The organism is Filomicrobium insigne (genome assembly GCF_900104305.1).
In the GTDB taxonomy this organism is placed as follows: domain Bacteria; phylum Pseudomonadota; class Alphaproteobacteria; order Rhizobiales; family Hyphomicrobiaceae; genus Filomicrobium; species Filomicrobium insigne.
This window is the reverse complement of sequence record NZ_FNJC01000001.1, coordinates 870490-891690: the sequence shown is the minus strand read 5'-3', so window position 1 is coordinate 891690 and position 21201 is coordinate 870490. Positions and strand designations below refer to the sequence as shown.

Sequence of the window (21201 nt, the reverse complement as noted above, 5' to 3'; positions counted from 1 at the left end):
CTGCCGAGAGGGGATTTGATCGCACGTGTATTGAGCTGCTCGCCAAGGTGGAGCCGGTAACGGTGCGGGTAACGACAGTAAACGTTGCATAGAACCTGAATTAGATTCCCTTCTATTTGAAATTATTAGCGTTAACGCGGCGTTAACAGCTAGCTGCAATGGTTGGCGGGTGTCACCGCGCGTACCAATGCGGGAGTTAGATAGATGGTTCGAGTAGCAGTACTGGTTCTTGTGAGCGTGCTGACCGCTAGCTGCGGCATCGGCCCTAGCGCCGTGTCTACGAGTTTCGCCGATACCGGCGACACTTCCTCCCTCACACCCATGTCGCCGTCCTTAGGCCTTGGCGGCAAATCAGCGACGGGCCGTCCCGCGCCGGGCACGCAGGTCGCCGCACACGATGACCGCATGCCGCCTGGTTCCTATGAAACGGCACCGAAAGGCGCTCTTGCTGACCGGGATTATTCCCACACGAGCCTGGATCCAGCAAAAGCGCTGGCGCTTATCAATCAGTATCGCGCTGACAAAGGCCTAAAGCCGCTGAAGCTCAACGCACAATTAACAGCAGCTGCTAAGGCTCATGCGCGCGATCTCGCGAAGTGGGACCGCATTTCGCACTTTGGTTCCGACGGTTCGAACCCCTGGGATCGCGTTAAGCGGGCAGGGTACAAGGCGAGCTTGGCGGCCGAGAATGTCGGCACGGGCCAGTCGACGTTTGACGAAGTTCTACGCGGCTGGAAGGAAAGCGCAGGCCACAATAAGAATCTTCTGCTGGCCGATGCGCGCCACGCAGGCGTGGCCCTCGTTCAAGATCCGCGCACGGAATTCAAGTCCTTCTGGACGTTGGTCATCGGCGCGTCCATGTGATTTCGGTCGGATAGGGCGCGCATCTGGCGCCCTGTGGGTCGGTCTGCCCAACACAAAAGCCAAACTCCACCTTTGAGAAAACGGCAACTTTCCCAAGTTGCGGATTGGGGATTGGCTTTGTTTCCCAAGTCGTAGCCGCGTCGTGTGCGCTCGGCGTCCGGCCAATTCCGCTAACGCGTCCCCAGACGCCAGATGGCAATATCCAATCCAAGCCGTTTGCGGACGATCATGTATTGCAACACAGACAGAAGGACGAGCGAGGTAGACGTTCCGATGGCCGCGCCTATCAATCCATAGCGTGGCACCAGGATCAGATTGAGCCCGACACTGAACGCTGCGGTCACCACCATCGCAGCCGCACAACGCGTCTGCTCCCCCAGCATATTGAGAAGAAACTCCGCTGGTCCCAGGGCCGAGCGGAAGAGAAAGCCGACGACGAGGATAAGCATCACAGGAAAACCGCTCGTGAACTGCGGCCCGAACAGCCACAAGAGCGGGTGTCCAAGCGCCAGGATGACGCCAGCAGCGGCAAGTGAAGGCCAGAAGGTCCAATGCACGGCATCGCGGGCGCAAGCAACAAGCGCGGATCGATCACCGCGTGCATTAAGGGCTGAAAACTGGTTCGCGACCGCGCTGCCCACCGCGTAGTGAACGAACATGATCAAGCTCATGGTCTTGGCGGCGGCAAAATAAATTCCAACCTCCGTCGGGCTCAGATACGTCGAGACGATAAGTACGTCAGCGTTCTGAAGCATCAACTCGCAGGCTGCGATCACAAAAAGAGGCGCGGAGGTCTTTAGCCAGCGCCGGAAGTCATACGCTCTGGGAGCAGAATGGTCGGCCGGGATCTCAGCGGCAACGCGCCGCCCGATCAGCACGGTTTGAAGGATTGCGGAAAACCAGGTCGCGAGAATGGCAGCACCTGCCGCGGTCGCGGCAGACATCTCAAGCCCGATATCATGCGCTACGACCATTGCGATGAGCAGCATCAGCGGGCGGATGATGTAGGGCGGGACCAACGCTGAACTCATCCAGCCGCGGCCACGGCCAAGCCCATCCTGAAGATCGCCGAGCGCGTAAAGAGGCACGCAGATCAGGGCCAGATAGCCAGGAAGCAAATAGTAGCTGGCGACGAAATCCTGTAAGAGCCAGAGCCCGGCGATACCCACGAGGGCCACGGTACTTCCGACCGTGAGTACGAAAAGACTGCAGCCGTGCGTGAGGCCGCGTAGTCGCGCCAAATCACCGGTCTCGCGATATTCAGGCACCATTCGTATGACGACCATATTGAGTCCGAGCGGCGATAGTCCGCCAAGCACGAGAACCCACGTCCACACGAACACGTAGATGCCGTACTCGTACCCGCCCATCCAGCGGGCGAGCAGGATCTGTGTGATATAAAGCAGGCCCGCGCTGATGACACGGATCGCAAAAGCGGTCACAGCGTTGCGTTGAGAACGCGCACGCTCATCCGTACCAGAGGCAACGCTCGCAACGAATGATTTACCACGCGCCACGATAGCGGCGACCGGATGCCTGTGCGAGATCGTATTGGCCGTGCCAACAAGCTTGCCGTCAGAGGCGAGTGCCGCTGACTGTGTGTCACGTGAAGTCATACAAGGTGTCTCGAATTAGGACGCGAGCAGGGCCGTTGTTTGGATATCCTGCCCCGTACGTTCCCTCGCCCGACGCCGGACAAGGTTGGCGACTCCAGCCCATGCCCAAGCCCGAACGGCATTTCCTTGCCGATGGTGGAGGCTGGAGAAAAAGTCTGCGACTTCAGCGGCATAGATGCCGTGCTGGGCTTCAAGAGTGGCCGCCATGCATTCATGTTCGCATGCGGACTCGTCGGCAGCTTCGCCTGATTTCCAGTTGGTCTCCATCCTGTGCTTCTTTCTGTTTGCTGTTCTGAGCAACGAAAAAGCAAGTTCGGAGCCAAAGGATCGCGGCGTACCGTGAATTGAGCGTAGTACGCGCGATGACATATTTTGATGTGATGATTCAAAGAAGTGCCCGCCGCCTAACGAATGCGCGTTCACCTGTTTAGCGTGCTAAGATTACGATTGGATTGCTTTGCTGCGCAGACAGCGTTGGACGGCGCATGCAGTGAGCTTTACAACTTGACATGTAGAGCCGGGCGTACCCTCGTGAGGAGGCGCCGTATGGAGGGCGAAAGCGTGGCCAGTGTCTTGAACAGAGTAAGAGCAGGGCACGTCATTTGTGCGGTGGTTGCAGCCGTGCAGATCAGTATTGCGGCAAGTCCCGCTCTAGCGGCGGATGCAAAGGCGATAACACAGATCGTTACGGTTCAATCGGTCGACGTGCCGCCGTCCGCAAAGAAAGATGACCCTGCTCCATCCACAAAAGTCAGCCCCGATGCTGACAGCGGCTTAGCCGGCCCCAACGGTGGCAGTGAGGCAGGCCGCTCCGACCAGCCATGGGAGTTCCCGGCGCCCGGTTGTCCCTATGAGGAAGGCCCGTTGGATCTTATTGTCTGAAGAGCAAATCCCGTCTCTGTCTCGGCAACCAGTAAGTTCTTCTCAATTGGCGACGGATGCAGCTTTTGCGGGAGGAGGAACGGAGGCCTGCACGGGTTTAGCCCTCTGTGCCGCCCTGGCCTGCTTGACTTTGACCTTCGCAGCCCGAAGCTTCTTCGCCTGCGCACGGTTGCCACACGTCCAGGCCGTCACGGTGTGACGCACGCTGTGCACCCCCTCCGCGTCTGCGGCGATAGGCATATTGTCGATGCTTGTGGTGTTGAAAAGTTCTTTCCAGCCGTAGTGGCGAAAGCCGTGCTCCAGGAGACTGGCCGCGCGGATCGTGCGGTCCTTTCCAGAAGGCTCACCTAGAACAACGGCCATTAATTTGCGCCCGTCACGCGTCGCACTCGCCACGACATTGAAGCCGGAGTCGCAGATGAAGCCGGTCTTCAAGCCATCCGCGCCTTCAAAGGTGTTGAGCAGCCCGTTGTGCGACCCGAGCCGTTGCTTGCCGAGCTGAAAGGCCGACATCGACCAATAAGCCGAATATTCCGGGAACTCTGTGACAATGGCGCGCGAGAGCTTAGCTAAGTCCCGCGCCGTGGTGACCTGCGCATCATCAGGCAGTCCATTCGGATTGTTGAAATGCGTCCGCGTCATGCCGAGCCGCTTGGCCGTGGTGTTCATGCGATTGATGAATTGATCGTACGTAGGCCCGAGCTCTTCAGCGAGCATCACCGCAACGTCATTGGCGGATTTGACGATGAGAGATTTAAGCGCAGTGTCGATCGTTAGTTCAGCGCCAACGGGAAGACCAACCTTGCTGGGAGGCTCCTGATAAGCGCGCTCGGTACAGGTGATCTTAGTGTCGAGCTTGATTTTACCAGCCTTGAGATCCTCGAAGACGAGATAGGCCGTCATAATCTTCGTCAGTGATGCCGGATGCCACTGGTTATCCATGCTCTCGGAATAGAGAATTTTGCCGGTGCTGGCTTCAAACAGCAGAGCAGGGCCGGCCGTCGCCGTCTCGTTCATCAGCGCTGCACTGACGAACGGCACCAATGCCGCGATGAGATAGCGCATAATCGAAATCCCAGAGCTTGCCAGACGTCGCAAGAGTGTTCCCATAAAATCGGAAGTAACACAGGTTCCAAAGGCCGGGCAATGCGTGCGCGGCGAACACTTTTACCCTTGTGGACATGAAGCCGCACTTCAAAACGGACGCAAACCTTCCGTGCGGCCCCAAAACTCAGGCTTTTTCTGACGCTGTTGGCCGAGCTGAGGCGATTAACGACAAGAGATTATCGCTCAACAGCCGCGCCGTCCGGTGAAAGCCCCGAAGTTGCGCTTCAACGTCAGTCGAGAGGCGGGCGGCCTTCTCAGGTCCGAGAGCCTCATTAAGACTAGCTTTATATTCCGGAATTTGTTCCCAGTCGCTGACGGTGCTGCCGGTTATTTCCATGTGGTACTGAAAGCCGTAAGCCCATTTGCCGCATCGGATCGCTTGCGTCGGGCATGCTGCATTGGCGGCAAGGACTTCGCACCCCGCCGGCAACTTCGAGACCTCTGCGCTGTGCCATTGGAAGGTTTCAAGCTCAGGCGGAACGCCAGCCAGAGCAGGATCGGCACGCCCCGCCTCGGTAAGGGCGACTGGGGCAAGACCGACTTCGGATGCTTTCATCAACGAGACCTCACCGCCAAGTGCATCGGCGAGAAGCTGATGACCAAGACAGATGCCGAGGTAAGGGCGCCCCATATCACGGACCCAACGGCGGATTGCAGCCTTCTCAGGAACGAGCCAGGGATGGGCGTCTTCCTGCCAGACATCCATCGGGCCGCCCATGACGGTCAAGAGATCGAAGTCTTCAAGCGCCGGGATCGTTTCTCCTTCGCCGAGTTCAACGACATGCTCCTCGTGTCCGGCTTGACGCCAGAAGTCACCGAGGACTCCCGTGTGCTCCACAGCGAGATGTTGAAACACCAAGATACGCATTTTCCCTCACTTACTCGTCTCCATCGCCGCAACATTGGCTCCAACCAAATGGCGGAAACTACCAAACGATCGCGGGTCTCGAGATCATCAGCCACAGGATTGTCAGCACCGCACCGAAGGCTGGAAACCCGAAAATGAACCATAGCCGAAACAGCGCGTGATAACGCGATGGCAATTCTTCACTACGCAAGGCCGCAGCACAGGCGAGGTCGCGCATCTCGATCTGCATCCAGACGACAGGCAGCCAGAAAGCACCCGTCACCACATACAGGAGCAAGGATACGACAATCCATCCTTCCAAGAGTGAGTACCCCGCCTGCCACGCGAGCGCAGCGCCGCTGATAGGCTGTGCAACGACAGCCGTTGCTGTGAACACAAAATCCGCAATGACGACGATACGCGCGACCGCAGCAATGGTCGCGGCGTTGCCGGTGCGATGTGCGGCGAGCATGAAGAACGCGATCCCCGCGCCCGTTCCGAGAAGTACGGCAGCACCGATGATGTGCAGGAACTTCAGGAGAAAGTAATCCATCAACGCTCCTCTAGGATCGCGAGCGCGACCCAGTGCAGCACGAAGATCGGCACGACTTTCACGAACGGCCCGAGCGGATCGCTCCATAAGTCCGGCAGTAGGACCGTTCCTGCTACGAGATAGACCGCAGCCAGTCCCATTGCCGCATAGAGCCCGCGTCGCGCCGTTGGACGATAGACAATGGCAAGTCCTACGCAGATATCGGCGAGAGCTCCCGCAATTGCACCGACCTCGGCGAGCGCTCCTGCACCGGCTCGGTACATCGTTTCCACGGAAGCAGCGAAACCCGTAGTCAGCGTTATGAGGCCTGTTGCAACCCAAAACATTGCCAACGCAACGAGTACAGCAACGCGTGGAAGATAGAGCCGTGCGAACCAGCGTTCCTGCACCGTCGACGGATACTTCGCGAGAGCGGCGGGGAGGGACGCTGGCTTGATGCCCGTCAGGTCACTCCACGCTTGCGCTTCACCCGCGACGCCGCGCGCCAACTCGCGCCGAGCGGTTGTGCGCAGGGGAGGCCGCCACCCAAGCCAACCGGCAAGATCGCCCAGCCAATAAAGCGGTGTCATCGTCCAGTCGGGTAACGCGATGGTTCGCGCCGGTGGCCATCCGAGCCATTTCCGATATAAGCCCACGACGTCTTCAAGCGATTGCCGCTCCGGACCAACAAGATCCAGTTCCACGCGAGACGGCGCAGAGGGATCGAGAAAGAATGATACGGTAGCGGCCACGTCTTCCAGTTGAACGGATTGTAGCGCGCCGGTTTGCGGCATCAGAGGTAGCAACGGCAAAGATGCGAGACCGCGCATCAGCGCGCTGGCGCCATACACTTGCCGCCCCAATACGACGGAGGGCCGCAAGACCACCCAGTCAAGGTCGCGATCCATCAACGCTCGGTCGCCGGTCATTTTACTTTCCGAGAAGGCCGACACTTGCTGGCGGTCGGCGCCGATCGCTGAAATCTGGATGACCTTGCGGAGTCCAAGTCTTTCGCACGCAGCGAACATCGCAATCGCACCGGTGACGTGAACATCGTGCGTGCTGTCGCGGATACTGTCTTGTAGGACGCCCGCGCAGTTGACGATGGCATCGATACCAGCCAGCGGCTCCAGCCAATCCTCCGGCGTGATCGCTTTTGCGACGTTCAACTCGCGATGCTGTTGGGCACTGGCCGGAACAATCTTGGTTCCCGGCCGGACAAGCGCGGTGACCTCGTGTCCGTCCGCTGCCAAGCGGGCACAAATTCCAGAACCGATCAGGCCCGCTGCACCGGTAACGAGAACCCTCATATGCCCCCCTGAGATATCGCGGCCCGTCGATAGAAGTCTAAGCGGCGATCTAAAACGTCAAACCTAATCGCTCGCTGTTCTATCCGGAAGAAATGCAACGCGATCACGAACAGGATTGCGGAGACGCATCGGTTGGCGGCCAACGCTCGGCGCAACGTGCCAATAAGCTGCATGAATTCCGTTATGATGAAAATGTGTGGGAGCAAAGCAACACTATACAGCATTCCGCCAATGCACGATTGCGGCGTCATAGGGGCACTGCATATCATGTCGAAAATTACATAAAAAATAAGGGTAGTGCGTACCATGCGTAAGTACGGCGTAACTGTCGCAACGCTCGCGGCTAATGTTTGTGTCCTGTCCCCGGCAGTTGCCCAAGAGCAATACGAACTCCCCGCGATCATAATCAGCAAGCCGACGGCCCCAGCGGCGGCGAGTTCTTCTGGCTCTTCTACCGCCGCTTCCGCCCAGCCCGACCAAGGTTCGTTCCCAGCCGCTCCCGCCACGGCAAGCAGCACAGAGCAAATTGGCCAAACGGGCTTTCGCCGCACGCAATCTGATCGAGTCGTCGAGCAGGTGACTACGGTCCAGGAAGTCACGGCTGAGGAAATCAAACGCTCCAATGCGCAGACTCTGGATCAGGCCATCGGCTTGGTCCCGGGCCTCTACGTCCGCAACGGTGGCGATGGTGTCCCCCGCATCGATGTGCGCGGTCTCCGCACGCGAAATGTTTTGTTGCTGATTGACGGCGTGCCGCTGAACTCAACCTTCGACGGTCAGTTCGACCCAAGGTCCATTCCCGTAGAAAACATCGCGCGCATCAAGATAACGCGCGGCGGCAGTTCAGTCTTATACGGTCCCGGCGGCAACGCGGCCGTTATCGACATCATCACAAAGAGCGCCGCGCCAGGCCTGCATGCCACGACCGACATCGGAGCGGGCTTCGGTCACGAGAAACATGCCCGCGCGACGTCGAGCTATGGGTCAGACTCCTTCCAGGCATTTATCTCAGCATCGGCCTATGACCAGAAGGCTTTTCATCTTTCTGACGACTTCGATTTCACGAGCCTGCAAACAACCGATCGCCGGGTGAACAGCGACCGCGAAGATCGCGCCCTTTACGGTAACTTTGTCTGGAAGCCATCGGATAACGTCCAATGGGGTGTCAGCCTCAACTACCGCGGCGGCGAATATGGCAAACCGCCAAACACGCAACTGCAGGGCAGTACGGGGCTGGGCCGTTTTGCGAATAGGACACGGTTCGAACGCGTCGACGACTACGATAATTTCAGCGCACAAACGTCTGGGCTCGTCAACCTCGGCAACGGGCTGACCATTCGCCCGACGGCCTACATCAACCAGCTCCGCGAACTCACCAACAACTACGACGATGCCGGGTTTAATACCCAGGCAAAGGCCAGAGCCTTCAGCGAAGATGCGACGACCACCATTGCAGGTGGCGGGGTTCAGACAGCGTATCGTTTTGGGGAAAACCTCCTCACTCTCGCGTTGGAGGCGCGCAATGAGTCTTGGCGTTCGACGGGCTTCTCCGTTGAATCTTCCGGCGGCGGCGGCGGCGGCGGCGGCGGCGGCGGCGGCGGCGGCGGCGGCGGCGGCGGAGGAGGAGGAGGTGGAGGTGGTGGCGGCGGAGCCGGCGTCACCGTTAATCCCCTCGACGAAGATCACGACCTGCAGGTCTATTCAGCAGCCCTCGAGCAAGAGCTTGCGGTAACCGACAGGCTGTCCTTTGTCGTTGGCGGTGGTTACGCAGCGCAACAGCGCTCGGGTGAAACCGACGGCGACTACACGTATCTGCTTGGTACGCGCTACGCGTTGACCGAAACAACGGCTCTGCGTGGATCGATCGCCCGCAAGATCAGGTTTCCAACGCTGCGCGACCTCTATGACGTGGATCGCGGCAATGAGGATCTGCAAACCGAAATCACACAGAACTACGAAGCTGCGATTGAACAGCAAATTCCGTTCGCGAATGCGTTCCTGAGCTTCGGTGTGTTCCAGACAGATGCCGAGAACTTCATTGAGAACAACAACAATCGCTTTGAGAACATTGCCGAGCTTCGTTTCAGAGGCATTGAAGCGACTGCTCACTATGCAGGTATTCCGGGGCTCGAACTCGTCTCAGGCTACACGTACCTTGACTCAGAAAATCTTTCGCCCGGCGCCACGACAAAGGAACTTCAGAATCGACCTGAGCACAAATTGACGTTCTCGGCTCTCTATCGTTTCGATACGGGGCTCAGCCTTTCGGCGGACTACCTCTATATTGCCGGCAGCAAGGCTCTCACGCGCGATAGCATCGTTCCCGCGGACGTTCTCGAACTTGACAACTATCACGTCATCAATCTCGGCGTGGCTCAGGAAATCGCGGATGGCCGGTTCGAAATCTACGGCAAGGTGGAAAACCTTCTCGATGAGAACTACGAGCACTCCTTCGGCTACCCGGAACTGGGCCGTACATTCTATGTCGGCTTGAGAACGAAGCTCTAAGCAGCCCCTTAAAATGAAAAAGCCCTCTGCAGGAAGTTCAGCAGAGGGCTTTTTCTTTTGACCACAACGAGTGGGATCTAGCTGTCCCGTTGGTTATGACTGACGCGCGCCCATGCGAGCCACATCAAGACGGCGACCAAAGCTCCGGCAAATCCGAACATCAAGTGGGTCGAAATCGGATAGAGCACGCCGTGCCGCAAAGACCCGAAGTGCATGCCGAGCCATTCCGCCCCCGCAAAGCGCATGAGCGGCTTTGTAGCAAACGCAAGGGCCACGAAAACTGGAAGAGCTAAGACCAGCCGATCCCGCAAAGCCGGAATTGCCATCACGACGAGGTCGACGAAAACACCCGGAGCAAGGTCTAAAATCGGCCCTGACCATCCGTCGTGACCGGATGATCCAAAGGCGAAAGCGGTGGTGGCAGCCGAGAAGGCGACAATCGTTGCAGACCATCTGTATGTGCAGATCAGCCGGCCAAACACCAACAGCCCCATCGCTTCGATGCCGTGCCGTCCAGGCAGGTTCAGAGGAAACCGAAAGGTTTCATGCAACACGACAATGAGCGCGCCGAGCAGCAGCAAGAACATCAGACGCGGCAACGTCAGCGGCCCGGAGGCCTCAATACTGTTTGATAATCTCTTTGGGGACGATTTTCCAATCGTGGTCGCCATGAGCTCCCTCCATTATTTTCTCGATTAGCAATACGGCCTTATCGTCCAGCAGGACCGGGCGCGGCCAAGGATCAACGAGCACGCGCGCATCGGCCGCTAAGATTTCGTCGTCAGGCGTTCGGATGATGTCGATGCCGGTTGAACCGAGCAGATAGGCGACGGTAGCCACGCCCGTCAGTTCGCGAACTCCGGCGACCCAGACGAAGCGTCCATCATGCCCGCCTTTGCGCAGCCCAACGCAAGCGAGCGCCCCGATCACGCCGCCTTCATCACCCGTAACGCCTTCAAGGTGGATGTCTGTTCGCCGCGCGAGCTCACGGGCCATGTCTTGATTTAAGACGGTGTTTTTTGCTCTCTTTCCGTATGTCACCACATCGTCGGGAATTTCGTCGAAGGGCGCGATGCAGAATGCAGCGTCTGAACCTGGCGCCGATTCAGCGCGCAAAAACGAACGGCAAAGCTCTGCAAGCTCAGATAGGGGACGACCGCCCCACGTAAGGTCGAGACATAGCGCGCTGTTGTGTGAGGTGTAGCGAATATCAGGATGCACGAAGAGCTGATGGCGTGAGATGCCGCGGACTTGTGCAAGCCCTTCACCCGCGAGCCGTAGCCCGAGTTGGCGCGCTCGATAACCGGTCCCCCGGCTCTCGAGATTATCCGTGTCATCGATCCCCAACAAGACGCGCATGAGCCACCCCGATCCGATACGCATTCAGGGTAATTCTTATGCATGAGTTTCAGAAAGTCGATATTTTTCGTCTAGCAGGGAAGTATACGAAGAGTTTGCCGCTCCCGTTTGTGTCAAATTTCGAGTTTCCACCACACGATAGGCGATGACCTCAGTCCAGGTTGAGCGAGGCTGATTTTTTCGCGCAAAGCCAACCCCGTCCACGAGTGGGGAGAACCGAGAAGGAAACGTGGTAGGGAAGCAATTTGCGTGGCGCTAGGTTATAGCGTCGCATGTTTTACGAAGGCGAGGCTCGCCCGATGGGTCGGAGCGCAGAGGCAATTTCTGTCGCCAAAAAAGGCGAGCAGATCATCGCTAAAAGATACGAAATTGCGGGCGCATTCGAACGCTACCCGCCGCGTGAGCGGCTCAATGAGCTGGACCGCCCTTAGCCCTGCATTGAAATAACCGAGCTACAAACGACAGACGCCCCCTCCACGCTTCGGAAGGGGGCATCCGCAAGTTCTATATATTAGGCTGCCTTGGATTGAGCTGCCTTGAGCGCCTCAAGAATATTTTCCGGAGATGATGCGCCGTAGGGATCAGTCTCACAGTTGTCCGAGAAGCCCTCTTCTTCGAACCACTGCTCGATGACGCCATTGTTCACGACGGCTGCATAGCGCCAAGAGCGCATCCCGAAGCCGAGGTTATTCTTGGCAACGAGCATGCCCATCTTGCGCGTAAACTCACCCGAGCCGTCTGGGATGAGCTTAACGTTGTTGACGCCTTGCGCCTTGCCCCAAGCATTCATAACGAACGCATCGTTGACGGAGATGCAATAGATCTCATCGATGCCCAGCGACTTGAACTCCTCATACATCTTTTCAAAGTTCGGAAGCTGGTACGTGGAGCATGTCGGAGTGAAAGCACCCGGCAGAGAAAACAGAATCACGCGCTTGCCACCGAAATAGTCGGCCGTCGTCTTCTGTTCCCAGCGGAACGGGTTGGGTCCACCAACGGATTCGTCGCGGACGCGGGTTTGGAACGTAACGTCTGGAACTTTTTTCACGATCATCGGATGGTCCTTTTTTAATCTTGGCTACAGTCGTCCTTGGGCCAATCGACCATGGCTACTGCAGTAATTTTGCGAGCACACTTCACCCGTAAGTAGCTTTCGACGCGCACCATTTTGGACGTGGTGGGTCGCAGTGCAGTCAATGTAACGAGGGTTTACGAAGGTCGACGACCCGATGTCGTCCTTTGCGTATCGACAGTCAAAGCCGTCGGCGCCGAACGGTGATACGTCGGATCGTATTGCTAGGGCTCCCCGCCACAATAGTATGACGCAAGCCATTGTAATGAATGGCGAAAGAAACGCCAATGATCGCGATTGCGGCGTTATGATGCACGTGCGGGACTCTGCGCCGAAGTTCTGCTGCCGGATTGCGCGAGATTTGCCCTAGAAAGCGATGTGACATTAGAAGGGGGCGTCTTGCTAAACATTCAGCAAGACTATGAGAGACCGTCGCGAGGGAAAGTCATGGTGCCCCTGGCCCGACTCGAACGGGCACGTCCTTGCGGACAACAGATTTTGAGTCTGTCGCGTCTACCAATTCCGCCACAGAGGCACACCGGCTAGCGGGCCGGGAAGGCGCGCATAATACTCAGCGCGACCGGTCCGTCAACGAAACGATCGCGCTATGTGCAACTTCTTATCATGCCGCTTTCGCGACGCCCATCACAAGCTTGACGATATCGGCCATGATGTCGTTGAGCTGAAAGTCCTTCGGGGTATAGACAGCCGCAACGCCCATAGCCTTCAGTGCCTTTGCGTCTTCCGGAGGGATGATGCCGCCTACGACAACGGGAATGTCGTCCAGACCTTCTGCGCGCATACGATCCATGACTTCTTTGACAAGCGGCACATGCGATCCGGACAGGATCGACAAACCCACGACGTGAACACTCTCGTCGAGCGCCGCCCGAACGATCTGCGCCGGGGTAAGCCGGATGCCTTCGTAGACAACTTCCATGCCGCAGTCGCGCGCGCGAACCGCAATCTGTTCAGCGCCGTTAGAGTGGCCATCGAGACCGGGCTTCCCGACAAGGAACTTGAGCCGGCGGTCGAGCTTTTCCGATGCCATTTCAACTTGCGAGCGCACGTCTTCCAGACCCGAGCGTTCTCCCTGAGGCCCGGCTTGGGCAACGCCCGTTGGAGCACGGTATTCGCCGAAGATGGTGCGCAATAAACCACCCCACTCGCCCGTCGTGACACCCGCTTTAGCACAGGCGATGGAAGGTTCCATGACGTTGCGGCCTTCGCGTGCGGCAGCTTCAAGTTCAGCAAGTGCGGCTTTGACCGCTTTGCCGTCCCGGTTAGCACGCCAAGCCTTAAGACGCTCGACCTGCTGTGCTTCCACGGCAGGATCAATAACCTGAATGGCGCCTTCTCCGGCCGACAGTGGCGACGGTTCGGTTTCCGTCCAGCGATTGACGCCGACGACGATCTGTTCGCCCGTTTCGATGCCGCGCAGACGCTCAGTATTACTCTCAACCAGACGGCGCTTCATGTAGTCAATTGCGTCGACCGCGCCGCCCATCTTTTCGATCGTTTCCAGTTCGGCGCGGGCTTCGTCTTTCAGCTCGGCAACCTTGCGCGCGATCTCAGTCGATCCATCGAAGATGTCGCCGTATTCCAGCAGATCGGTCTCGTAAGCCAGGATCTGCTGCATTCTCAGCGACCACTGTTGATCCCAAGGGCGTGGCAGACCAAGCGCCTCGTTCCAGGCAGGGAGCTGAACGGCGCGTGCCCGTGCGTTTTTGGAGAGCGTCACGGCGAGCATTTCAATCAGTATGCGATAAACATTGTTTTCCGGCTGGGGCTCGGTAAGTCCGAGCGAATTGACCTGCACGCCGTAGCGGAAGCGCCGGAACTTCTCATCTTTGACGCCATAACGCTTCTCTGTGATTTCGTACCACAGTTCCGTGAACGCCCGCATCTTGCTGATCTCGGTGACGAAGCGCAGCCCAGCGTTCACAAAGAACGACACACGGCCAACAACGGTAGCGAAATCGTCTGCCGGAACCTCACCGGACGCTTTCACAGTATCGAGCACGGCGATGGCGGTGGCCAGTGCATACGCGAGTTCCTGGACCGGCGTCGCTCCCGCTTCTTGCAGATGGTAGGAACAGACGTTCGTGGGGTTCCACTTCGGAACCTGCGCGTAAGAGAAGACGATGGTGTCCTTGATCAGGCGCAGGGAAGGCTCCGGCGGGAATACATACGTGCCACGCGAGAGATATTCCTTGATGATGTCGTTCTGGATCGTGCCTGTCAGCGATGTGCGGGGCGCACCCTGCTCATCGGCGACCGCGACATAAAGTGACAGGAGCCAAGCGGCCGTCGCGTTGATCGTCATCGACGTATTCATCTGATCGAGCGGAATACCGTCGAGCAGAGATCGCATGTCACCGATGTGGCTGACGGGAACACCAACCTTGCCGACTTCACCGCGGGCGAGTTCGTGGTCGCTGTCGTAGCCAGTCTGTGTCGGCAGGTCGAACGCGATCGAGAGGCCGGTCTGCCCCTTCGAAAGATTTTTACGATACAGCTCGTTAGACTTCGCGGCCGTCGAATGGCCGGCATACGTTCTGAAAATCCACGGCCGGTCGCGCGGAACCTTGCCCGTCGCAGCGTCACCGGACTGCTTGCCTGTGGTGTCCTTAAGCTTCTCGCCCATCCCATCGACTCTTCTAAGTTGATTGCATTTTCTATTGCCCGCTACACGATAATCGCTTTGTGCTGCAATGCGGAAGATGTCATTTCGCACATCGAGCATTGCGGGTTAATGGTGTTCAATATGCCAGATTTCAGCGACTAAAAAAACTGTGGGCTGAAGCTCTTTGCTCAATTAGGAAGGCTAAATCGTTGCTGAAAACGGAGGCACCCGGCTCTTGCCAGCCACGCTGAATTATGCGCCCATATGTTGCAACGCACATTAACAACAAGTGCAGCGGATGACAGCACAAGGAGAAAAGATCGACATGTCAGCTCAAGGCGCCGCAGAAAACAATAACAAGGGAACCAATACTGGGGCACCTGCGATCTTAGCGGCCAAGAAAGACCTTTATGAAGTTGGCGAGATCCCGCCGCTCGGTCATGTGCCGAAGGAGATGTATGCCTGGTGCATCCGCCGCGACCGCGAGGGTACGCCGGACGTTGCGATGCAGGTCGAAGTAGTTCCGACATGGGAACTTGATAGCCATGATGTGCTCATTCTCGTCATGGCCGCCGGCGTGAATTACAATGGTGTCTGGGCTTCGCTCGGCACGCCGGTCTCGATGTTCGATGTCCACAAGAACCCTTACCACATCGCCGGTTCCGATGCCTCGGGCATCGTGTGGGCCGTCGGCTCGAAGGTTACCCGCTGGAAAGTCGGCGACGAAGTCGTCATTCATTGCAACCAGGATGACGGTGACGACGAGGAGTGCAATGGCGGCGATCCGATGTTTTCGCCTTCCCAGCGCATTTGGGGTTACGAAACGCCAGATGGCTCGTTTGCTCAGTTCGCCCGCGTCCAGGATCGGCAGCTTTTGCCGCGTCCCAAGCATCTGACTTGGGAAGAAAGTGCCTGCTACACGCTGGTTCTCGCCACTGCCTATCGCATGCTCTTCGGCCACCGTCCGCATATCACGCGGCCAGGCGATAACGTTCTGATCTGGGGGGCCTCTGGCGGCCTGGGTTCGATGGCGGTTCAGCTCTGCGCGACCGCGGGGGCTAATGCCATTGGCATCGTCTCTGAGGACGACAAGCGTGATTTCGTTATGCAACACGGCGCCAAAGGTGTCATCAACCGCAAGAACTTCAACTGTTGGGGCCAGCTGCCAAAGGTCAACAGCCCCGAATATGCTGAATGGTTCAAGGAAGTTCGCAACTTCGGTAAGGCCATCTGGGATATCACCGGCAAGGGCAATAACGTCGACACCGTCTTCGAGCACCCCGGCGAAGCGACCTTCCCGGTCTCCGTCTTCGTCGTAAAGCGCGGCGGCATGGTCGTCATCTGTGCCGGTACGACGGGCTATAACCTGACTATGGATGCCCGCTATTTGTGGATGCATCAAAAGCGCGTCCAGGGTTCGCACTTCGCAAACCTGAAACAGGCGTCTCAGGCGAACCGATTGGTGATTGAGCGTCGCGTCGACCCCAGCATGTCTGAGGTCTTCCCGTGGCTTCAGATTCCGAAGGCGCACATGCGCATGTACCGGAATGAGCATAAGCCAGGCAACATGGCGGTTCTCGTGTCGGCGCCGACAACGGGGCTGCGCACGCTCGAAGACGTCATCGAAGCCGGAAAATCGCGTTTCGGTTGACGAGTTGAAAGTAGCGGCCGGCTCTGGCCGCTACGCCACCGTGAAGGGCTGAGGGTTTTAGCCCTTTGCGGTATTATTCATTAAACTATTTTAAGACGTGATCGTTTCGCCGTTCGCCGAGAGCTTCCGTAGCTCGATCAGCCCGCGGTTTAGCTCTGCGCCGAGAATAATGATGACTGCGGTGACCTGGAAAAAGATCATCGCCACCATCAATTGCGAGAGCCCGGCATAAAACCGGCTGTAGTCGCTGAACTCCAAATAATACGAGTACATCGCGCCGGCGCCGATCCAAAGCAGCGTCGATAACAAGATGCCGGGTAGGACATCGGCAAGACTGCGCTCTCCGGCAACAAGCCACAAATGCAGCGCCAACAATTGCGTCGCGATGACGATAGCCGCAAGCCCATAGCGAAAACCCACCGCCAACCAGGTCGAGTCGAGCAGCGATTTCACCCAAGACGGCTCGAACCGCGCAGCAACGGCAGGGCCTACGATAACGGCCCAGGTCAGAACAAGCATCGAAAGCGCCAGGATCAGCACGAAAAGCATGCTGCGCAGCAAGCACAGTGGATAGGTGAGAGTCTCGCGTACACGGTAGGCGCCGTTCAGAGCTGCACGTAGCGTTTCAATTGCGCTGGTGGCGAAGAACAGCGCGATACCGCCACCGACGGTGAGCAAGTCGATCCGGGTTGAGCTCATGATTGAAACCACCTGCGGAGCTAGGGCCTGGGCAACGTCTCGTGGCAGAACCTGAAAGAGTTGCGTGACGGCCTTGCCCGCGAGTTCCGGGCTGCCGATCAAACCGGCAAGCCCGGTTAAGAAGATGCAAAATGGAAACAGAGATACGACGAACGAAAACGCCACCGCGCCAGCCATCGAGAAGCCGGAGTGCTCGTAGAGCTCGTAGATTGCTTTGAGGAATGGCTGGTGCTGCTGCATCTCGTTTCTAACGTCTATCTCGTCATCAATTCGAACCGTCGAAGCTACCGAATTTCTCGCGGCAAACCATTCGGTGATGGTCGAAAAATGACCATCACGCAGCCGCCGGGCCTATACTGACGCAAATAAAGTAATGCAAAGGCCTGCGCCGTAGCATTGCCGTAATAGACGCTTAACTCTGTCAGTGTTTAAACTCAATGACGGAAGGCATTGGTGCCAAAGACTGATTATAGGTTGTGGTACATCTGCCGGACGAGTTTGACGCGTTTGTTCATCGTTCATGGAATGCCCGGTCGAAACGCCGCGTCGCCAGATCGTTCGATTGGGTAGGCCTTGGAGTTGAGTAACGATGTCTTCAGATCTTGCCCAAGCGCGCGGAGCGTTGGTGCGTGACCTTGCAAACCTTGAAGAGTTGTTGTCGGCCGATTCCGACTGGCAGGCTCTAAGGGATTTTGAAAAGCGTACCGGCCGCAACATGACGGCGAAACTGGATGGCGCCGCGGAAGCGGGTTTGCCGGAAGGTGTATGCAACGCACTCAAGGGCAACTCCTTATTCCTGGCACGTGCGCGCATTCTCGAAGCCTTAGATCTATTGCAGGCGGACACCGCCCGGGCTGATCGTTCTGCCGCCGACGAGCCTTTCCAGCCCAGCTTTGATCTTCCTGTGATCGAACCGGATGACCTCACGCGGATCCGCGGCATCACACCGAGCATTGCCACGCACCTGAGGGCTTTAGGGGCCACGGCCTATGAGAAGATCGCGGCCTGGAGCGCGGACGATGTCGCCACCGTCGCGGAGGCCCTCAATCTGGGCAACACGATCTCCCGCCAGAATTGGATCGAGCAGGCGGCGCTTCTGGCGATAAGGAATGGCCGTGCAATCGCCAAACCGCTTTCAAAAGCGCACCTCCAGACAACCGCAGCCCTTCAGCCGGTTGATAGAATTGACGACGCTTTAGCGCGCTTGGTTTGCCAAGCGAAAGCGCTGCCGCTGCCCAATATTCCCTCTCCGATCGAACTAACCAGCGCGGAGGAGACAGAGACATTTCAACCAGACGCGCCCGTGCCGAGCGCACCTCCAGCGTTTCTGCCCATCGTTGACGAAACGGGCGATGACCTGCGCCACATTGCGTTCATTGACGATAAAGTGGCGGCCAACCTGAATTCATTGGGAATACTCAAATTCTCGGACATTGCCCACTTCACGGTGGATCAGGTTGCGATGGTCAGCGTGCGCTTTGGCCTCGGCAATCGCATCTCGCGTGAACAGTGGATCGAACAGGCGGCCGTTTTGGCGACAGGCTGTGCCACAGCCTATGCCCGACGGGTGAAAGCGGGAGAAACCGCGTCCCTGCACCCTGCTCCGCCGCCTGTTCAGTTCCCGGCCGATGGCTCCGCTCAATCAACACCAGCGAATCCGGTGGTTTCCGAGGTAACGCCCCCACCCCTCCCTCAGCCACCGCCGCTCGCGTCTGCATCCACGGCGCATCTTCAACCGGCCGAAATCGAGCACATCCAGCCGCCGCCATTGCCTGAGTATTTCGCGGAATTGGCAGATCAATATCCGCGTCAAGACTATGAGGCATACGAGGAGGACACTGACGAGGGTGTCAGCATCATTTCGCGTGCGCAACCGGCCCCGCGTGTACGCAGAATGCCAACAGAACGACCCGCCAAACGATGGGCGCACGCCGATGGTCCGCTCCTGCGCAATCCATCAGATTGGGAACCGATAGAAGAGGCCGCGGTTGAGATCGTGCCGCGTTCGCCGCCGTTTCCAGGTGTAGGGCCCGTCCAGCATGCCGCTAGCCGATTGCAGTCAGCGGTAGACACGCCAGCGCCGGCACTATCCCGGCTTCTGCGGGTTTTGCAACGCCGCTGATCTGGCATGCCTTAAGACCACGGCACTCCTTGATCGTCTCCAGCTGCCACATGGGACAGTTCGACGCCCCCTGTATGCCAACCCGTATGGCAAAAGACGTTTGCCACGGAACGTGGGCTGCTTATGCTGCTATGCAGCGAAGCACGGCTTTATGCGTGTTCTCGCGCGGGCTCGCCACTCCTGAATGAGGAGCGGCGCGGAGCCAATTGCCAAATTTTAAAAATTCAAGAAGGGGATGATCGCCTATGACCACTGCAGAGCTCTCGCCTGTGTCCGACCTTTTGGCGGCCGACCCGGACACCCTGTTTGGGCGCGCGCGTGATGCAGTCGGCAAGGCCGAACACATCCTGACCCTCGCCAAAACAGGCGTCCGGGCTCGCGTTGAAGAGGTTGGCGGCGTCGACGCCGCCCAGCACGTCGCTCATGGCCTGGCTTGGCTCGCAACCACCGTCGAAGGGCTGCGCCAGATGACAGCCTGGGCGGAGCGGCTGAACGGCGAAGGCCGCTACGGCGAGATGGAGAAGCTACTGCTGGTCGCGGCGCTGAGCGAATACTGCGCGCAAATCGCTGGCGGTATTCCCATGAGCCAGGTGGAGATCATCCGGCCGGAAGCCTTGGGCGTCGCGCGCGACGAAATCCGTGCCTTTGAAGATGCGGTTGCGGACCTCGTTGCTGTCGGCTCCAGCGAGCAGGTGAAATCCCGCCTCGCCACTTTGATCGCGGATCAGCAGGGCGCGACGACGTTCGGCGATTCCGGGCTCGATGAACTTCTTGTTGAGATGCACGAGCAGATGCGCCGCTTCTCGGAAGCCGAAGTCGTCCCACATGCGCACGAATGGCACCTCAACAACGAGTACATTCCGCTGGATCTCATCACGAAGCTGTCAGAATTGGGTGTCTTCGGCCTGACCATCCCTGAAGAGCTGGGCGGCTTGGGTCTCGGCAAGGAGGCCATGTGCGTGGTCTCTGAAGAACTGTCTCGTGGCTACATCGGCGTCGGCTCGCTCGGCACGCGCTCTGAGATTGCTGGTGAACTTATCCTACACAATGGGACGGACGCTCAGAAGCAGGAATATCTGCCCAAGATCGCTTCCGGCGAAATCCTTCCGACCGCCGTGTTCACCGAGCCCAACACCGGCTCTGATCTCGCGTCCTTGAGAACGCGTGCAGTGAAAAACGGCGACACATACAAGGTCACCGGACAGAAGACGTGGATCACGCATCCGGTACGCGCAGACCTTATGACCCTTCTCGTCCGCACAAATCGCGATGAGAAAGGCTACAGGGGCCTCTCGATGCTTCTTGTGGAGAAGCCACGCGGATCGGACGACAATCCATTCCCTGCGGACGGCATGACCGGCGGTGAGATTGAGGTTCTCGGCTATCGCGGCATGAAGGAGTACGACATCTCCTTCGACGATTTCGCGGTACCGGAGAGCCAACTCCTGGGCGGCGTCGAAGGCCAGGGCTTCAAACAGCTCATGAACACTTTCGAAGGCGCACGCATTCAGACCGCAGCACGCGCAGTCGGCGTCGCTCAGTCGGCGATGGATCTCGGCCTTCGCTATGCGCTGGAACGCAATCAGTTCGGCAAGCCGATCTACTCATTCCCGCGCGTGGCCAATAAGATCGTCATGATGGCCGTTGAGGTCATGGTCGCGCGTCAGCTCACCTACTTCGCCGCGCGTGAGAAGGACCAGGGACACCGCTGCGATCTCGAGGCCGGCATGGCCAAGCTGCTCGGTGCACGTGTTGCGTGGGCTGCAGCCGATAACGCGCTGCAAATCCACGGGGGCAACGGTTTCGCGCTCGAGTATCCGATTTCTCGCGTCCTGTGTGATGCCCGCATCCTGAACATTTTCGAAGGCGCTGCCGAAATTCAGGCACAGGTCATTGCGCGCCGCCTCCTGGAAGGGGCAAACTAACAAAACTTCAAACGCACAGATCCGGTGCTGCAGTCTTGTGCGGCACCGATCGTCCGTTGAGACATGCGCACCGATCATCGG

General features: G+C 58.1%; 17 protein-coding genes and 1 tRNA gene. 6 read left to right on the top strand and 12 right to left on the bottom strand.

Features of this window, described 5'->3' with window-relative positions:
• Window positions 1–204: 204 nt before the first annotated feature.
• Entirely contained in the window at window positions 205–864 is a 660-nt protein-coding gene (locus BLS30_RS04095; protein WP_046477401.1) for a CAP domain-containing protein, read from the top strand.
• A gap of 170 nt (window positions 865–1034) precedes the next feature.
• Here BLS30_RS04095 and BLS30_RS04090 read toward each other — a convergent pair whose 3' ends face one another.
• Both BLS30_RS04090 and BLS30_RS04085 read right to left on the bottom strand, forming a co-directional pair.
• Window positions 1035–2480, bottom strand: coding sequence for a lipopolysaccharide biosynthesis protein (locus BLS30_RS04090; RefSeq protein ID WP_090226766.1), 1446 nt, complete (start codon window positions 2478–2480; stop codon window positions 1035–1037).
• Between the two features lie 15 nt (window positions 2481–2495).
• Entirely contained in the window at window positions 2496–2747 is a 252-nt protein-coding gene (locus tag BLS30_RS04085) for a hypothetical protein (protein ID WP_046477402.1), read from the bottom strand.
• 279 nt (window positions 2748–3026) lie between these two features.
• On the opposite strand from BLS30_RS04085, the gene BLS30_RS04080 reads away from it, so the two are divergent.
• Window positions 3027–3362 (top strand): hypothetical protein, encoded by a 336-nt coding sequence (locus BLS30_RS04080; protein WP_090226763.1) that lies wholly within the window; start codon window positions 3027–3029, stop codon window positions 3360–3362.
• 42 nt (window positions 3363–3404) lie between these two features.
• Here the strand turns inward: BLS30_RS04080 and BLS30_RS04075 are convergent, their stop codons facing one another.
• The 4 genes from BLS30_RS04075 to BLS30_RS04060 form a co-directional block, all read right to left on the bottom strand.
• Window positions 3405–4427, bottom strand: a complete 1023-nt coding sequence (locus BLS30_RS04075; RefSeq protein WP_090227391.1) for a D-alanyl-D-alanine carboxypeptidase family protein — start codon at window positions 4425–4427, stop codon at window positions 3405–3407.
• A gap of 166 nt (window positions 4428–4593) precedes the next feature.
• Window positions 4594–5337: a type 1 glutamine amidotransferase gene (locus BLS30_RS04070; protein WP_090226760.1), complete on the bottom strand. Its 744-nt coding sequence runs from the start codon at window positions 5335–5337 to the stop codon at window positions 4594–4596.
• A 58-nt stretch (window positions 5338–5395) separates the two neighbouring features.
• On the bottom strand, window positions 5396–5869 hold the full coding sequence (locus BLS30_RS04065) for a DUF2269 family protein (protein ID WP_046477405.1): 474 nt from the start codon (window positions 5867–5869) through the stop codon (window positions 5396–5398).
• On the bottom strand, window positions 5869–7158 hold the full coding sequence (locus BLS30_RS04060; RefSeq protein ID WP_090226758.1) for an SDR family oxidoreductase: 1290 nt from the start codon (window positions 7156–7158) through the stop codon (window positions 5869–5871). The genes BLS30_RS04065 and BLS30_RS04060 overlap by 1 nt, the downstream gene beginning before the upstream one ends.
• A gap of 306 nt (window positions 7159–7464) precedes the next feature.
• Here BLS30_RS04060 and BLS30_RS04050 point away from each other — a divergent pair, with 306 nt between their 5' ends.
• Window positions 7465–9666, top strand: a complete 2202-nt coding sequence (locus BLS30_RS04050; protein ID WP_090226756.1) for a TonB-dependent receptor plug domain-containing protein — start codon at window positions 7465–7467, stop codon at window positions 9664–9666.
• Window positions 9667–9743: 77 nt separating this feature from the next.
• On the opposite strand, the gene BLS30_RS04045 is transcribed toward BLS30_RS04050, so the two are convergent.
• The 5 genes from BLS30_RS04045 to BLS30_RS04025 all read right to left on the bottom strand — a co-directional run bounded on the left by BLS30_RS04045 (window position 9744) and on the right by BLS30_RS04025 (window position 14744).
• Window positions 9744–10337: a hypothetical protein gene (locus BLS30_RS04045; protein WP_139165286.1), complete on the bottom strand. Its 594-nt coding sequence runs from the start codon at window positions 10335–10337 to the stop codon at window positions 9744–9746.
• Window positions 10285–11049: a hypothetical protein gene (locus BLS30_RS04040; RefSeq protein WP_052743748.1), complete on the bottom strand. Its 765-nt coding sequence runs from the start codon at window positions 11047–11049 to the stop codon at window positions 10285–10287. Before BLS30_RS04040 ends, BLS30_RS04045 begins: the two co-directional genes overlap by 53 nt.
• Window positions 11050–11536: 487 nt before the next feature.
• On the bottom strand, window positions 11537–12079 hold the full coding sequence (locus tag BLS30_RS04035; RefSeq protein WP_046477410.1) for a peroxiredoxin: 543 nt from the start codon (window positions 12077–12079) through the stop codon (window positions 11537–11539).
• A 466-nt stretch (window positions 12080–12545) separates the two neighbouring features.
• A tRNA-Leu gene (locus BLS30_RS04030) sits at window positions 12546–12632 on the bottom strand.
• An 87-nt stretch (window positions 12633–12719) separates the two neighbouring features.
• Entirely contained in the window at window positions 12720–14744 is a 2025-nt protein-coding gene (locus BLS30_RS04025) for a protein meaA (RefSeq protein WP_046477411.1), read from the bottom strand.
• Window positions 14745–15048: 304 nt separating this feature from the next.
• Here BLS30_RS04025 and ccrA point away from each other — a divergent pair, with 304 nt between their 5' ends.
• The gene (gene ccrA, locus BLS30_RS04020) at window positions 15049–16374 is read left to right on the top strand and encodes a crotonyl-CoA carboxylase/reductase (RefSeq protein ID WP_082101240.1); all 1326 of its coding nucleotides are present in this window, start codon (window positions 15049–15051) and stop codon (window positions 16372–16374) included.
• A 90-nt stretch (window positions 16375–16464) separates the two neighbouring features.
• Here the strand turns inward: ccrA and BLS30_RS04015 are convergent, their stop codons facing one another.
• Entirely contained in the window at window positions 16465–17313 is an 849-nt protein-coding gene (locus BLS30_RS04015) for a YihY/virulence factor BrkB family protein (protein ID WP_046477412.1), read from the bottom strand.
• A 349-nt stretch (window positions 17314–17662) separates the two neighbouring features.
• Here BLS30_RS04015 and BLS30_RS04010 point away from each other — a divergent pair, with 349 nt between their 5' ends.
• Together BLS30_RS04010 and BLS30_RS04005 are read left to right on the top strand one after the other, a co-directional pair.
• On the top strand, window positions 17663–19195 hold the full coding sequence (locus BLS30_RS04010; protein WP_090226753.1) for a hypothetical protein: 1533 nt from the start codon (window positions 17663–17665) through the stop codon (window positions 19193–19195).
• Window positions 19196–19440: 245 nt separating this feature from the next.
• Entirely contained in the window at window positions 19441–21120 is a 1680-nt protein-coding gene (locus BLS30_RS04005; RefSeq protein WP_090226751.1) for an acyl-CoA dehydrogenase family protein, read from the top strand.
• Window positions 21121–21201 lie beyond the last annotated feature (81 nt).

Bases quoted from the DNA above. Each gene is read 5' to 3' on its own strand.
- BLS30_RS04095 (WP_046477401.1), top strand. From the start codon at position 205: ATGGTTCGAGTAGCAGTACTGGTTCTTGTGAGCGTGCTGACCGCTAGC.
- BLS30_RS04090 (WP_090226766.1), bottom strand. From the start codon at position 2,480: ATGACTTCACGTGACACACAGTCAGCGGCACTCGCCTCTGACGGCAAG.
- BLS30_RS04085 (WP_046477402.1), bottom strand. From the start codon at position 2,747: ATGGAGACCAACTGGAAATCAGGCGAAGCTGCCGACGAGTCCGCATGC.
- BLS30_RS04080 (WP_090226763.1), top strand. From the start codon at position 3,027: ATGGAGGGCGAAAGCGTGGCCAGTGTCTTGAACAGAGTAAGAGCAGGG.
- BLS30_RS04075 (WP_090227391.1), bottom strand. From the start codon at position 4,427: ATGCGCTATCTCATCGCGGCATTGGTGCCGTTCGTCAGTGCAGCGCTG.
- BLS30_RS04070 (WP_090226760.1), bottom strand. From the start codon at position 5,337: ATGCGTATCTTGGTGTTTCAACATCTCGCTGTGGAGCACACGGGAGTC.
- BLS30_RS04065 (WP_046477405.1), bottom strand. From the start codon at position 5,869: ATGGATTACTTTCTCCTGAAGTTCCTGCACATCATCGGTGCTGCCGTA.
- BLS30_RS04060 (WP_090226758.1), bottom strand. From the start codon at position 7,158: ATGAGGGTTCTCGTTACCGGTGCAGCGGGCCTGATCGGTTCTGGAATT.
- BLS30_RS04050 (WP_090226756.1), top strand. From the start codon at position 7,465: ATGCGTAAGTACGGCGTAACTGTCGCAACGCTCGCGGCTAATGTTTGT.
- BLS30_RS04045 (WP_139165286.1), bottom strand. From the start codon at position 10,337: ATGGCGACCACGATTGGAAAATCGTCCCCAAAGAGATTATCAAACAGT.
- BLS30_RS04040 (WP_052743748.1), bottom strand. From the start codon at position 11,049: ATGCGTATCGGATCGGGGTGGCTCATGCGCGTCTTGTTGGGGATCGAT.
- BLS30_RS04035 (WP_046477410.1), bottom strand. From the start codon at position 12,079: ATGATCGTGAAAAAAGTTCCAGACGTTACGTTCCAAACCCGCGTCCGC.
- BLS30_RS04025 (WP_046477411.1), bottom strand. From the start codon at position 14,744: ATGGGCGAGAAGCTTAAGGACACCACAGGCAAGCAGTCCGGTGACGCT.
- ccrA (WP_082101240.1), top strand. From the start codon at position 15,049: ATGTCAGCTCAAGGCGCCGCAGAAAACAATAACAAGGGAACCAATACT.
- BLS30_RS04015 (WP_046477412.1), bottom strand. From the start codon at position 17,313: ATGCAGCAGCACCAGCCATTCCTCAAAGCAATCTACGAGCTCTACGAG.
- BLS30_RS04010 (WP_090226753.1), top strand. From the start codon at position 17,663: ATGTCTTCAGATCTTGCCCAAGCGCGCGGAGCGTTGGTGCGTGACCTT.
- BLS30_RS04005 (WP_090226751.1), top strand. From the start codon at position 19,441: ATGACCACTGCAGAGCTCTCGCCTGTGTCCGACCTTTTGGCGGCCGAC.